The organism is Spirillospora sp. NPDC029432 (assembly GCF_040703975.1).
In the GTDB taxonomy this organism is placed as follows: domain Bacteria; phylum Actinomycetota; class Actinomycetes; order Streptosporangiales; family Streptosporangiaceae; genus Spirillospora.
The window spans coordinates 184,687-197,017 of record NZ_JBEZWH010000007.1 but is presented as its reverse complement, the minus strand read 5'-3'; the positions used below and the strand labels follow the sequence as shown (position 1 = coordinate 197,017).

At 71.2% G+C, this 12,331-nt stretch carries 11 protein-coding genes; 3 read left to right on the top strand and 8 right to left on the bottom strand.

Annotated elements, in window-relative coordinates:
• Nucleotides 1–6: 6 nt before the first annotated feature.
• Entirely contained in the window at nucleotides 7–768 is a 762-nt protein-coding gene (locus tag AB0881_RS08360; RefSeq protein WP_366615338.1) for an IclR family transcriptional regulator, read from the bottom strand.
• A gap of 67 nt (nucleotides 769–835) precedes the next feature.
• On the opposite strand from AB0881_RS08360, the gene AB0881_RS08355 reads away from it, so the two are divergent.
• Complete coding sequence (locus AB0881_RS08355; protein ID WP_366615336.1) at nucleotides 836–2,092, top strand: amino acid deaminase; 1,257 nt, start codon at nucleotides 836–838, stop codon at nucleotides 2,090–2,092.
• Nucleotides 2,092–3,678, top strand: coding sequence for a D-aminoacylase (locus AB0881_RS08350; RefSeq protein WP_366615335.1), 1,587 nt, complete (start codon nucleotides 2,092–2,094; stop codon nucleotides 3,676–3,678). Before AB0881_RS08355 ends, AB0881_RS08350 begins: the two co-directional genes overlap by 1 nt.
• Nucleotides 3,679–3,795: 117 nt before the next feature.
• Here the strand turns inward: AB0881_RS08350 and AB0881_RS08345 are convergent, their stop codons facing one another.
• The 6 genes from AB0881_RS08345 to AB0881_RS08320 all read right to left on the bottom strand — a co-directional run bounded on the left by AB0881_RS08345 (nucleotide 3,796) and on the right by AB0881_RS08320 (nucleotide 10,339).
• Nucleotides 3,796–4,440, bottom strand: a complete 645-nt coding sequence (locus AB0881_RS08345) for a hypothetical protein (protein WP_366615333.1) — start codon at nucleotides 4,438–4,440, stop codon at nucleotides 3,796–3,798.
• Between the two features lie 270 nt (nucleotides 4,441–4,710).
• On the bottom strand, nucleotides 4,711–5,541 hold the full coding sequence (locus AB0881_RS08340; protein ID WP_366615331.1) for a LuxR C-terminal-related transcriptional regulator: 831 nt from the start codon (nucleotides 5,539–5,541) through the stop codon (nucleotides 4,711–4,713).
• A gap of 94 nt (nucleotides 5,542–5,635) precedes the next feature.
• Nucleotides 5,636–7,270 carry an AMP-binding protein gene (locus AB0881_RS08335; protein WP_366615329.1) on the bottom strand — a complete coding sequence of 545 codons (1,635 nt, stop codon included), beginning with the start codon at nucleotides 7,268–7,270 and terminating at the stop codon, nucleotides 5,636–5,638.
• Nucleotides 7,271–7,325: 55 nt separating this feature from the next.
• Complete coding sequence (locus AB0881_RS08330; protein WP_366615327.1) at nucleotides 7,326–9,008, bottom strand: AMP-binding protein; 1,683 nt, start codon at nucleotides 9,006–9,008, stop codon at nucleotides 7,326–7,328.
• Nucleotides 9,009–9,332: 324 nt separating this feature from the next.
• On the bottom strand, nucleotides 9,333–9,533 hold the full coding sequence (locus AB0881_RS08325) for a DUF397 domain-containing protein (RefSeq protein WP_366615326.1): 201 nt from the start codon (nucleotides 9,531–9,533) through the stop codon (nucleotides 9,333–9,335).
• Entirely contained in the window at nucleotides 9,530–10,339 is an 810-nt protein-coding gene (locus tag AB0881_RS08320; RefSeq protein ID WP_366615325.1) for a helix-turn-helix transcriptional regulator, read from the bottom strand. Before AB0881_RS08320 ends, AB0881_RS08325 begins: the two co-directional genes overlap by 4 nt.
• A 198-nt stretch (nucleotides 10,340–10,537) precedes the next feature.
• On the opposite strand from AB0881_RS08320, the gene AB0881_RS08315 reads away from it, so the two are divergent.
• A complete protein-coding gene (locus AB0881_RS08315; protein ID WP_366615324.1) occupies nucleotides 10,538–10,897 on the top strand; it encodes an ATP-binding protein in 360 nt (119 codons plus the stop codon).
• Between the two features lie 507 nt (nucleotides 10,898–11,404).
• Here AB0881_RS08315 and AB0881_RS08310 read toward each other — a convergent pair.
• Entirely contained in the window at nucleotides 11,405–12,175 is a 771-nt protein-coding gene (locus AB0881_RS08310) for an antibiotic biosynthesis monooxygenase (RefSeq protein ID WP_366615322.1), read from the bottom strand.
• Nucleotides 12,176–12,331: the final 156 nt, after the last annotated feature.

The following is a 12,331-nucleotide window of genomic DNA, read 5'->3' as shown; positions in this document are numbered from 1 at the left end:
CCGCGTTCAGTCGATATGGGTGATATGGGTGATGTAGCCGCAGTCGGCGGAGATGGCGCGGGTCGTGGCCAGCAGCTCCGGGAGCAGGGCGAACACCTCCTCGCGGGGGAGGACGACGTCCGGTACGGAGATGGACGCGGCCGCGATGGCGCGGCCGCCGGCGTCGCGGACGGGCGCGGCGATGCAGCGGATGAACGTCTCGTGCTCGGCGTCGTCGGCCGCGTACCCCTGCTCGGCCACCTTCTCCAGCTCGGCCAGCAGCGCGTCCGGGCCGGCGATGGTGTGCTCGGTGTACCGGGTGTATTCGATGCCGGCCGCGACCGTCCGCCGGCGCTCTTCGGGCAGGTCGGCCAGCAGCACCTTGGCGATGGCGGTGCAGTGCAGCGGCATCCGGAGCCCCACCCGCGAGTACATCCGGATGGCGTGCCGGGAGTCGTACTTGTCGAGGTAGACGACCTCGCCGCCCTCGTAGACGCCGAGGTGGACGGTCTGGCCGGTCCGCTCGTTCAGGTCGGCGAGGTGCGGCGCGGCGACGCCGCGGACGCCGCGCTGCTCCAGGGCGGCGCCCGACAGCGAGAACAGCCGCGAGCCGAGGTGGAAGCGGTGGCCTTCGTCCCGGTACGCGAACCGCTCGTCCTCCAGCGTCCGCAACAGCCGCAACACCGTCGTCTTGTGGACGCCGATGGTCGCGGCCAGCTCGTCCAGCGAGCGCGGGCCCTCCCCCAGCTCCACCAGGATGCGCAACGCCCGCGCGAGGCTCTGGCTCATCGCGCGATGGTACAACCGCAGCGGCATGGGAGCGATTCACATTGCGAACCATGCAACGAAGGAGGTCATGACCATGATCGATGACGCCGCCGTGGACGCGCTCGGCGAGGAGGTCCTCGACTGGCGCTTCAAGGCGATCCCCGCCTCGGCGCACGGCTCGACCGTGCGCGAGTACGCGCGCTCCCGCCGTCCGCTGGACGAGTTCGGCACCCCGCTCCTGACCCTGGACGCGGGAGCCCTCGACCACAACCTGGAGCTGATGGCGGGCTGGGCCCGGTCGGCCGGGGCGCTGCTGGCACCGCACGGTAAGACGACGATGGCGCCGCAGCTGTGGCGGCGGCAGCTGCAGGCCGGCTCCTGGGCGATCACCGTGGCCAACCTGCCGCAGCTCCGCGTCGCGCGCGCGTTCGGCGTACGGCGCGTACTGCTGGCGAACGCGCTGCTCGACCCGGCCGGGCTCGGCTGGCTGTCGGCGGAACTCGAAGAACACCCCGAATTCGACTTCCTCTCCTGGGTGGACTCCGTCCGTTCCGTCGAGCTGATGGACGAGGCACTGCGGGCGGCGCGCGCGCAACGGCAGGTGGACGTCTGCGTAGAACTGGGCGGCCCCCATGGCCGTACGGGTGCCCGCGATGTGAACGAAGCCATCGCCATAGGGGAGGCCGTCAAGAAGGCCCCCACGTTGCGGCTCGTCGGGTCGGGCGGTTACGAGGGCGCCCTAGCGCACGACGCGTCCACCGAAGGGCTCGCGGCAGTCGACACGTACTTGGGCCGCCTTGCCGACCTCCACGGGCGCCTCCCGTACGAGACGGACGAGCCACTGGTGACGGCGGGCGGCAGCTCGTTCTTCGACCAGGTGGTGGAGGCACTCGGTGATCTGGACGGCCATCTGGTGCTGCGTTCGGGCGCCTACCTCGTCCACGACGACGGCTTCTACCGGCAGATCTCTCCGTTCGCGCGCGGCTCGGGCGGCGGGGACCGGTTGCGTTCGGCGATGCACGGCTGGGCGCGCGTGGTGTCGCGGCCCGAACCGGAACTGGCGCTCCTGGACGCGGGCAAGCGCGACCTCCCGTTCGACGAGGGGATGCCGGAACCGCAGATCGTGCGCGGCACCGGCGGCGCGCCGCTGGCGAAGGCGCGCGTCACCGCCCTCAACGACCAGCACGCCTTCCTGAGGGGAGCGGCGGTCGAGGTCGGTGACATCGTGCGGCTGGGGCTCTCGCACCCGTGCACGGCGTTCGACAAGTGGACGCTGATCCCGGTCGTGGACGACGCCGGCGCCGAAGAGCCCGCCGTCGTCGACCTCGTCCGGACGTGGTTCTGATGGCCGACCTGGTCATCAGGGGAGCCACGGTCATCGACGGGACCGGCGGGCCGGGACGCGTCGCGGACGTCGCCGTGACGGGCGGCCGCGTCGCCGGGATCGGCGGTGGCCTCACCGGCCGGAGCACGATCGACGCGTCCGGCCTCGTCCTCGCGCCCGGCTTCATCGACATGCACGCGCACTCCGACCTGGCGCTGCTGGCCGAGCCCGACCATCTCGCCAAGGTGAGCCAGGGCGTCACGTGCGAGGTCATCGGGCAGGACGGCCTGTCGTACGCGCCGGTGGACGACGCCACGCTCGCCGCCACCCGCCAGGCGATCACGGGCTGGAACGGCGATCCGCCCGGCTTCGACTGGAACTGGCGGCGTGTCGGCGAGTACCTGGACCGCCTCGACGAAGGCATCGCCGTCAACGCCTGCTATCTCGTACCGCAGGGGTCGGTGCGGATGCTCGCGATGGGATGGGACGCGCGCCCGCCCACGGAAACCGAACTGAACCGGCAGCGGGAGCTGGTCGCCCTAGGCATGGAAGAGGGCGCGGTCGGTATGTCGAGCGGCCTCACATACGTGCCCGGCATGTACGCCGAAGACAGCGAACTCATCGAACTGTGCCGTGTCGTCGCCGGACTCGGCGGCTTCTACGCCCCGCATCACCGTTCCTACGGCGCCGGTGCCTTGCAGGCGTACGCCGACATGGTGAAGGTCTCGCGCGCGTCCGGCTGCCCCTTGCATCTCGCCCACGCGACGATGAACTTCCCTGTTAACAGGGGACGCGCTGCGGAACTGCTCGCCTTGCTGGACGACGCCATCGGCGACGGGTGCGACATCAGCCTGGACACCTATCCCTACCTCCCCGGTGCCACGACTCTCGCCGCGCTGCTGCCCAGCCGCTCCTCCGAAGGCGGACCGGAAGCGACGCTGCGCCGCCTCGCCGACCCGTCCGAACGGGAACGGATCCGGCACGTCATGGAGGACGAGGGCTCGGACGGCTGCCACGGCGTCCCCGTCGAATGGGAGACGATCGAGATCGCCGGCTCCCGCGACCCGGACGCCGTCGGCCGCACCATCGCCGAACTCGCCGCCGCCTCCGGGCGCACCCCGTTCGACACCTACTGCGACCGCCTCCTGGCCGACGACCTCGGCACGACGATCCTGCAGCACGTCGGCGACGAGCCGAACGTCCAGGCCATCATGCGGCACCCCGCCCACACCGGCGGCAGCGACGGCCTCCTCGCGCCCGCCAAGCCGCACCCCCGCGCGTGGGGGACGTTCCCGCGCTACCTCGGCCATTACACGCGCGAGCTCGGCGTCCTCTCCCTGGAGGAGTGCGTCGCGCACCTGACCGGGCGGCCCGCGCGGCGGCTCCGGCTCGCCGATCGCGGACTCGTGCGTACCGGGTACCACGCCGACCTGGTGCTCTTCGACCCCGCGACCGTACGGGACGCGGCGACCTTCGACGAACCGCGCCGCCAGGCCGAGGGGATCCCGTACGTGCTGGTCGGCGGCGTCCCCGTCATCGCGGAGGGTCGCCACACCGGCGCGCTCCCCGGCCGCTCGCTCCGCCGCGGCCCGGACGGCGTCCACTGACCCGGACGGACCGGGCAGGCCGGCGCGTCCACGGAAGCGGACCGTATTGCGCCATGCCCGTCCGCGACACCCTCAAGATCTGGCCGGGGACCGTGATCCGCTTTCGCCGTGGCGGGACTACTCGCCCTGGCCGTCCGCTGAGCCCGCGGGCCGTCCGGCGGGCGCGCCGGCCAGCCACACCAGCTCGCCCGCGACCTCGGCCGCCCGGTCGCCGTCGCCGGTACGGCCGTGCATGATCGCCGCGGCCAGCGCGCGCAGGTCGTCCGGCGACATCCCGTACATCGTGCCCGTCCGCCGGAGCCGTATCCGCAGCGGCCGCTCCCCCGGCGTGCGCGCCGTCAGCCACGGGTCGGGCGGCCGCCCGTCCAGCAGGTTCGGGCCGAGCCGCGGATCGTCGAACCCGTGGTCCATCTCGACCGCCGCCCGCGACAGGTCGCACCGCACCGTCCCGCCGACGCGCCGCGCCACCAGTACGGTGCCGTCCAGCCAGTGGGCGCTGTTGTACGCCCTGACGATCCCGTGCACGGCCGCGGCCAGGGCGCCGATCGCCGGAACCGTCCAGACGACGGCGAACAACCGGCCGAGCGACTCGTTCAGCATCGCCCCCGAGGCCGCCAGCAGGTACCCCGCCAGCCCCAGCAGGGCCAGCACGTACAGCGCGGTGAGCGCCCAGATCGCGGACCCCTGGGCGGGCGCCAGCCGCCGCCCGCGGTCCCCGGCGCGCGCCGTGCCGCCGGCCGGCCGCCTCCTGCGACGGAACACCGCCCCTCCCCGTTTCGGCCGCCCCATGATGCGCGCCGGCGCTGTCCGCCGGGGTCGCTCCGGACGGCCTTCGGACGGCCTCTGGATGACCGTCAGATGAACGCCCGCCGCCGTTCATCACGAGACCGAGGAGGGAAGCGCACTCTGACCTGGCGGATGTGCGGGCTCACGGCCGGATGCGCATCCATGACGGCGAAGTCGGGATCGATGCCGTGCTGGTGGGCCGCCTGGTGGCGGAGCGGTTCCCCTCGGCTGGGCCTGGAGGCGGGGTCAGGGGAGGAGGCCGGTGCGGCGGGCCTTGGTGACGGCTTCCATGCGGGTGTGGCTGTTCAGCTTGCGCATCGCCGATTTCAGGTAGCTCTTCACGGTCGCGGGGAGCAGGCCGAGCTGCTGGGCGGCCTGCGCGTTGGTGCAGCCGATGGCGACGTACGAGAGGACGTCGAGTTCGCGGGGGGACAGGCCGGGGGACGCGGGGGCGGGCGCGCCGTCGCGGCCGGCGGCGGCGAGGCGGGAGGAGGCCTTCAGGAGGCGGGCCTGGAGGTCGGGGTCGGTGATCTGGTCGGCCAGGCCGCGGAGTTCGGCGTGGACGGCGCGGATCTCCTCCCAGCGGGCGGACGCGGAGTCGGAGCACGGCGCGTTGAGCCGGGCCAGGGCCTGGTCGGCCTCGTCCCGTACGGCGAGGTCCTGCTCCAGGTCGCGGGCCGCCTGGACGGCCATGCCCAGGACGCGGTCCGCCAGCGACAGCGGCTCGCGCAGCGCCCCGTACAGGACGCCTCGCACGTTGCGCCGCACGACGACCGGCACCGCGACGATCGAGAGCAGCCCCTCCGCGCCCACCGGACCGTCGTAGTCATGGCTGATCGAGGACGCGCGGGGGTAGTCGCTGACCCATACGGGACGGCCCAGCGCCATCGCCTTGCCGCCCAGCCCGGAGTTGCGGCGGACCACCAGCCCGTCGAGCGACCCGGTGGTGCCTCCGACCAGTTCCGTGATGCGCATCCGGTCGCGGCCGCTCAGCGCACCCCCGAACACCATCGGCAGCCCGGTCGCGCGCTGGAGCGACAGGACCGCCGTACGCACCGCTCCCGCGTCGTCACCCATGAGCAGCAGCATGCCCGCCCGCACGGCAGGAGGAAAGAGGTGAGAGTGATCTGGACCACTCGCCTCCTGGGCCGCGGCCGGGCCCGCCGTGAGATCAGGTGGAGGCGGGCGGGCCGGGGGCGTTCAGGTTGAGGATCTCCATGGCCTCGGCGCGCATCTGGACCTTGCGGACCTTGCCGGTGACGGTCATGGGGAAGTCGTCGACGAGATGGACATAGCGGGGGATCTTGTAGTGGGCGAGCCGGCCGGTGCAGAACTCGCGGAGGGCCTCGGCGGTGAGGGGGTCGGCGCCGGGCCGGAGGCGGACCCAGGCCATGAGCTCCTCGCCGTACTTCTCGTCCGGTACGCCGATGACCTGCGCGTCCACGATGTCGGGGTGGGTGTAGAGGAACTCCTCGACCTCGCGGGGGTAGATGTTCTCGCCGCCGCGGATGACCATGTCCTTGATCCGGCCGGTGATGTTGACGTAGCCCTCGGCGTCCATCACGGCCAGGTCGCCGGTGTGCATCCAGCGGGCGGGGTCGATGGCCTCGGCCGTCTTGGCCGGTTCGTCCCAGTAGCCGAGCATGACCGAGTAGCCGCGGGTGCACAGCTCGCCGGGGGTGCCGTGCGGGACGGTCGTGCCGGACTCCGGATCGATGATCTTGATTTCGAGATGGGGGTGGACGGTGCCGACCGTGGAGACGCGGCGGTCGAGCGAGTCGCCGGCGCGGGTCTGGGTGGAGACGGGCGAGGTCTCGGTCATGCCGTAGCAGATGGTCACCTCGGCCATGCCCATCCGCTCGATGACCTGCTTCATGACCTCGACCGGGCACGGTGAGCCGGCCATGATGCCGGTGCGCAGGGACGAGAGGTCGTGCTCGGCGAACGAGTCGTCGTTCAGCTCGGCGATGAACATCGTCGGGACGCCGTAGAGGGACGTGCAGCGCTCGGCCGCGACGGCCTCAAGGGTGGCGCGGGGGTCGAAGCCCGGCGCCGGGATAACGACGCAGGAGCCGTGGCTGGTGGCCGCCAGGTTGCCCATCACCATGCCGAAGCAGTGGTAGAAGGGCACCGGGACGCAGATCCGGTCCTCCTCGTCGTAGCCGCACGTCTCGCCGACGAAGTAGCCGTTGTTGAGGATGTTGTGGTGGGACAGCGTGGCGCCCTTGGGGAAGCCGGTCGTCCCGCTGGTGTACTGGATGTTGATCGGGTCGTCGGCGCTGAGCTCGACGGCGTCGAGCCGCGCGCGGTCGCCCGCTTGGCCACGGGCGAGCAGGTCGTCCCAGGACTCCCGGCCGATCAGGACGACGTCGCGGAGGCCGGTCCTCGGGCGCACCTCCTCGATCATGGCGGCGTAGTCGGAGGTCTTGAACGAGGGCGCCGCCACGAGGGTGCGGACGCCGGCCTGGCCGAGCACGAACTCCAGCTCGTGGACGCGGTACGCGGGGTTGATGTTGACGAGGATGGCGCCGATCCGTGCCGTCGCGTACTGGACGAACATCCATTCGGCGCAGTTGGGCGCCCAGATCCCGACCCGGTCGCCCTTGGTCACGCCGAGGGCCAGCAGGCCGAGCGCGACGGTGTCGACCTCGGCGGCGAAGTGGTCGTACGACCAGCGGCGGCCGGTGGCGCGCTCGACCAGCGCGTCGCGGTCGGCGAACGCGGCGACCGTACGGGCGAGGTTGGCGCCGATGGTCTCGCCCAGCAGCGGCCGGGCGGAGGTCCCCGAGGCGTAGGACAGGCTCATCGCGCACCCCCTGGGGCTGCGGGAATCCGGTTCGTCGCGGGCTTCGTCGTGGGCTTCATCGCAGGTCCTCCTCGCGGTACTCGCCCTCGGGGCGGGCGGAGGGGCCGGGGTGCTTGGCGGTCTCGGCGGTGCGGAGCTCGACGCGGCGGATCTTGCCGGAGATGGTCTTGGGCAGCTCGCCGAACTCCAGCAGCCGGATCCGCTTGTACGGGGACAGCTGCGCCCGGCTGTGCTCGAAGATCGCCTTCGCGGTGGCGGCGCCGGGCTCCCAGCCGGCGGCCAGCGTGATGTACGCCTTGGGGACGGCGAGCCGCACCGGGTCGGGGGACGGCACCACGGCGGCCTCGGCGACCGCCTCGTGCTCGATCAGCACGCTCTCCAGCTCGAACGGGGAGATCTTGTAGTCGGAGGCCTTGAAGACGTCGTCGGAGCGGCCCACGTAGGTGATGTAGCCGTCCTCGTCCACGGAGCCGATGTCGCCGGTGTGGTAGCGGCCGCCGGCCATGGCCTCGGCGGTGCGGTCGTCGTCGCCGTGGTAGCCGGTCATCAGGCCGAGCGGGCGGTCGTCGAGGTCGAGGCAGATCTCCCCCTCCTCGGCGGGCTCGCCGGTGATCGGGTCGACGAGGGTGACCTTGTAGCCGGGCGCGGGGCGTCCCATCGAGCCGGGTTTGACCGGCTGGCCGGGCGAGTTGGCGATCTGCACGGTCGTCTCGGTCTGCCCGAAGCCGTCCCGGATCGTCACGCCCCAGGCGTCGCGGACCCGTTCGATGACCTCGGGGTTGAGGGGCTCGCCGGCGGCGACGACCTCGCGGGGCGGGGTGGCGAGCCGGGACAGGTCGGCCTGGATGAGCATCCGCCAGACGGTCGGCGGGGCGCAGAAGCTGGTGACGCCGCACCGGTCGAGCTCGCCGAGCAGCCGGTCGGCGTCGAAGCGCGTGTAGTTGAAGATGAACACGCAGGCGCCGGCGTTCCAGGGCGCGAAGACGTTGCTCCAGGCGTGCTTGGCCCACCCGGCGGACGAGATGTTGAGGTGGATGTCGCCAGGGCGCAGGCCGATCCAGTACATCGTGGACAGGTGGCCGACCGGGTAGCTCGCGTGCGTGTGCTCCACCAGCTTGGGCCGGGCGGTGGTGCCGGAGGTGAAGTAGAGCAGCAGCGTGTCGCTGGAGAACGTGGTGCCGTACGGGGTGAAGTCGGTCGCGGCGCCGTAGGCGTCGGCGTAGCGCAGCCAGCCGTCGACCTCGGCGCCCACGGCGATCCGGGTGTAGTCGCCGGGGATGTCGGCGAACCGTCCGGTCACGGCCGAGGCCGCGACGACATGGCGGGCGCGGCCGCGGTCGAGCCGGTCCCGGAGATCGGTGGTGCCCAGCAGCGTCGTGGTCGGGATCAGCACGGCGCCCAGCTTCATCGCGGCCAGGATCGTCTCCCACAGCTCGACCTGGTTGCCGAGCATGAGGATCACGCGGTCGCCGCGGCGGACCCCGGCCGCGCGCAGGTGGTTGGCGACCTGGTTGGAGCGGCGGGCCATGTCGGCGAACGAGTGGCGCTCCTCCGAGCCGTCCTCCTCGACGATCCAGAGCGCGGGCTCGTCGTTGCCCTCCGCCAGCTTGTCGAACCAGTCCAGCGCCCAGTTGAACCCGGTCAGCACCGGCCACCGGAACTTCTCGTACGCCGTCGCGTAGTCCTCGCGATGGGCGAGCAGGAAGTCGCGAGCCGCGCGGAACTCGACTGCCGCCATGAGTCCTCCTCGTCAACCCCACAGCTTCATCGGCCACGAGAATCGTTGGCCACGCCGGCGACCTCGCGCCACCCCCGAAAGTAGGTAGTCACTCCCTACCCGGTAGGGGGCCCGGTACGACGAAGGTCGCGCGCAGCAGCCTGCCCGCGCGTCGCCGATCGAGGGGAACCTGGGCGCGGGGCTCGGCCTTTCGCCGGCTCCGCGCGCGGGGCGCGGCCGCCCGCGCGTTCCGAAACATCCGTATCTCCGCGGAAATGACACTGATGTGGCACTCGCGGCCCCGGGACGGGCGGGTGTGACGGAACGGCGGGCGGCGGCGCTGGATCAGGCGTGGGAATTCGCGCGCTTGACCCGGGCGAGCAGGTCGGCGAAGTTGTCCAGCGTGAGCGTGAGGGCGCCCTGATCAGGGGCTTTGCTGTCGCGTACGCCGACGCGCCCGGCGAGGCGCGCGAGCTCCACGCAGTCGCTCTGTCCGGAACTGCCGCTGCTGAAGCTGGACTTCCGCCATATCGCGGGGGTGGTCATCGCATCGACTCCAATGCATGTTCGATGAGTTGGCGAGAAGCGGACCGGGACAACGCATCCGTTCCGATCCTGTCATAGCGTATTTCGAATGCGTGGACTTCGGCAGGATCTCCAACCAATCTGCCACCGCCGGATGCCTCGATGTACGCGAGTGTCTCCCTGGCGACACCGAGCAGTTTGAACGAACCGTCCAAGCCCGGGTGAAAACCGATCGAACGGGGGACCACCCGGAGCATCACGTGCGGTTTGGCGGCCAATTCCAAAAGGCGGGACAACTGCTCGTACATCACCCGCGGCTCGCCGATCGCCCGGTCGATGACGTCCTCTTCGAGCAGGACCCACAGGAGCGGCGGCTCCGGCCGGAGCAGGGTCTCCTGGCGGGCCAGCCGGCCGGCGACCGACTCCTCGATGTCCTGCACGCCTCCCTGGACGAAGAGAGTGCGGGCGTACGCCTCGGTCTGGAACAGCCCCGGGACCAGCGAACGCTCGTAGATCTTGATCGTGGAGGCCCGCGCCTCCAGCTCCAGATGCGCCGAGAACCAGTTGGGGTCGTGCCCGGTCCTGGCGTGGTGGAGGAGCAGGCACAGAAGATCACCGGTGCCGTACGTGTCGTCGAGTGCTCTCAGCTGACGCTCCGAGGGCTTCAGCCGGCCCGCCTCCCAGTGAGAGACGGTCTGCCGCGCGGTGTTGGTCATCTTGCCGACGGCGGCGCAGGACAGCCCGTGCTTGTTCCGGAGAAAGTGCAGGTAGACGGCCAGGAAGTCCCACATCGACGCTCTCGGATCGAGCGAATCGCGCAGCGGCACGTGCGGTGCTCCATTCAGTGATCATGTCTCTAATGTCTCCAGAGCCATGGCCAAGCTAGCGCTACGCCAACACAATGTCACGGAGAGCGAGCATCGGGGGGACAGTCAATGGGGGCCGAAAGTACGATCGCTGACGATCTGGACATAACCGTTCCGGGGGCGCGTACTGCACCGGGATGGGCGCGCGCACTGATCGAATTGCGCGTCGCCCGCTGGTCGATGTGGCATATCAAGCACGACGCCTGCCTGATCGCCGGCGAATTGATCGCCAACGCGGTGGCGGCGGCGCCGGGCGAGGAGATCAGGATCAGGTGCACGCGGGAGCCGGAGGCGATCCTGCTGGGGGTGTGGGACGCCTCCGACGAGATGCCCGTCGTCCTGCCGGTCAAGGAGATGACCTTGGACGATGTGGAGGGCGACCCGCTGGCCCTCGAACCGGGGCACGACGACGGGACGGGCGGCTGGGGGCTGCCGATCGTCGAGGCCCTCGCCGCGGAGTGCGGGGTGGATCCCACGGAGCCGCGCGGTAAATGGGTCTGGGCGCGCATCGCCTGCTGACCGCCGATAACGCGGGCACAAGGCGGGCCGGGGCCCGCACACAAGATCGAATGGAGCGTTCCCAATACGGGGGGAACTCCGCCGGACGAGTTCCGGGGAACGCGCCGGACCGGCCGATCCGCAGGTCTCCCGCCGAGTCATCGCGGACAGTCAAGGCCCGGTGAACGGTGACACGGAACTAACCGCGAGGAAAGGAGGAGTGGCGAGGGGTGGGCCGGTCGTGTCCGGCGGCTCGAAGGAGGGGGGCCACCCCCGGGCGGGGGGCTCGGGGGTGACCGGAGAGAGCCGCGGCGCGTACCCGGGGGGTGAGCGGCCGAGGGGGCGGCGACGCCGTGGAGGGAGTGCCGGCAGCGGGGGCGCCGGCACCGCTCCGGCGGCGATTAGCAAATACGGATATGTCTACGGAAAGGGATTTGGAATGACCAGCGCCGTCAGGAGAGGAGTGTCCTGGGTGTGATGGGATATCGGAATCCGGCCGGCCATGCGACGGCCGGCCGCCATCGGGGGTCAGGACTCCGGAACGTACGGGGGCGCGACGCCCCAGCCCCACCGGGGCACGGGGATGCCGTCGGACGGCGGCGCGGTGCCGAGGCCGGAGTTGGAGACGGCCAGGCGCGTCCCCCATTCGATGTAGCCGGAGAACGCGGCGCGGAACTCGGGGTCGGCGGGGAGACCGGCCTCGTCCGCCGCGTCCATGAGGAGGCTCACCCAGCGGCGGCGCTGCGGCTCGGTGATGTGCCTGCCGAGGTGCTGGGAGAGCATGTGGGGGTAGCCGCCGCGCTCGTCCGTGTAACGGGACGGGCCGCCGAACACCTCGCTCAGCCACATCGCGACGTACCGGGGGTGGCCCGGGTCCATGTGCGCGAACAGGGGGCCGATCAGGTCGTCCTTGAGCACCCGCGCGTAGAAGATCTCGGTCAGGTGCTCGAACGCGTCCGTTCCGCCCGCCCACTCGTACAGGCTCGGAACGGCTGAACCGGCGCCCTTCACGGCGGTGCGCTCGTAGTGGCGCATCTCCTCGATCCGCTTCACGTAGGGGCGGATCTCCGCGAGGAAGGCCGTGAAGTGCTCGCCGCCGCGGAACTCCTGCATATGGGCCTCGGCCGAGGTCCATGTGATGCGCAGGATGTACGACTCGGGCTCGTCCGTGCAGCGGGACAGCTCGTAGTCGACGCACTGGGGGGCGGCGGCCAGGGGGACCGCGGCGCGCGCGTACGCGGCCTCGAACTCCTCGGCGTCGCCCTGGTCGATCCGGTAGCGGATGTACTCGACGATCATGTGATCACGCCCTTGATCATGGTTGGCGTCATCAATGTAATCGGGTAATCATCCGGGCTGGGGCGTTCTGGCCGAATCCGGCGCGACCGCGATCGGGAAGGCCCGGCATCCCGCACGGCGCGGGATGCCGGGTCTGTCGGCACTGGCGACACTGGC

Bases quoted from the DNA above. Each gene is read 5' to 3' on its own strand.
- AB0881_RS08360 (WP_366615338.1), bottom strand. From the start codon at position 768: ATGAGCCAGAGCCTCGCGCGGGCGTTGCGCATCCTGGTGGAGCTGGGG.
- AB0881_RS08355 (WP_366615336.1), top strand. From the start codon at position 836: ATGACCATGATCGATGACGCCGCCGTGGACGCGCTCGGCGAGGAGGTC.
- AB0881_RS08350 (WP_366615335.1), top strand. From the start codon at position 2,092: ATGGCCGACCTGGTCATCAGGGGAGCCACGGTCATCGACGGGACCGGC.
- AB0881_RS08340 (WP_366615331.1), bottom strand. From the start codon at position 5,541: ATGGGTGACGACGCGGGAGCGGTGCGTACGGCGGTCCTGTCGCTCCAG.
- AB0881_RS08335 (WP_366615329.1), bottom strand. From the start codon at position 7,270: ATGAGCCTGTCCTACGCCTCGGGGACCTCCGCCCGGCCGCTGCTGGGC.
- AB0881_RS08330 (WP_366615327.1), bottom strand. From the start codon at position 9,008: ATGGCGGCAGTCGAGTTCCGCGCGGCTCGCGACTTCCTGCTCGCCCAT.
- AB0881_RS08325 (WP_366615326.1), bottom strand. From the start codon at position 9,533: ATGACCACCCCCGCGATATGGCGGAAGTCCAGCTTCAGCAGCGGCAGT.
- AB0881_RS08310 (WP_366615322.1), bottom strand. From the start codon at position 12,175: ATGATCGTCGAGTACATCCGCTACCGGATCGACCAGGGCGACGCCGAG.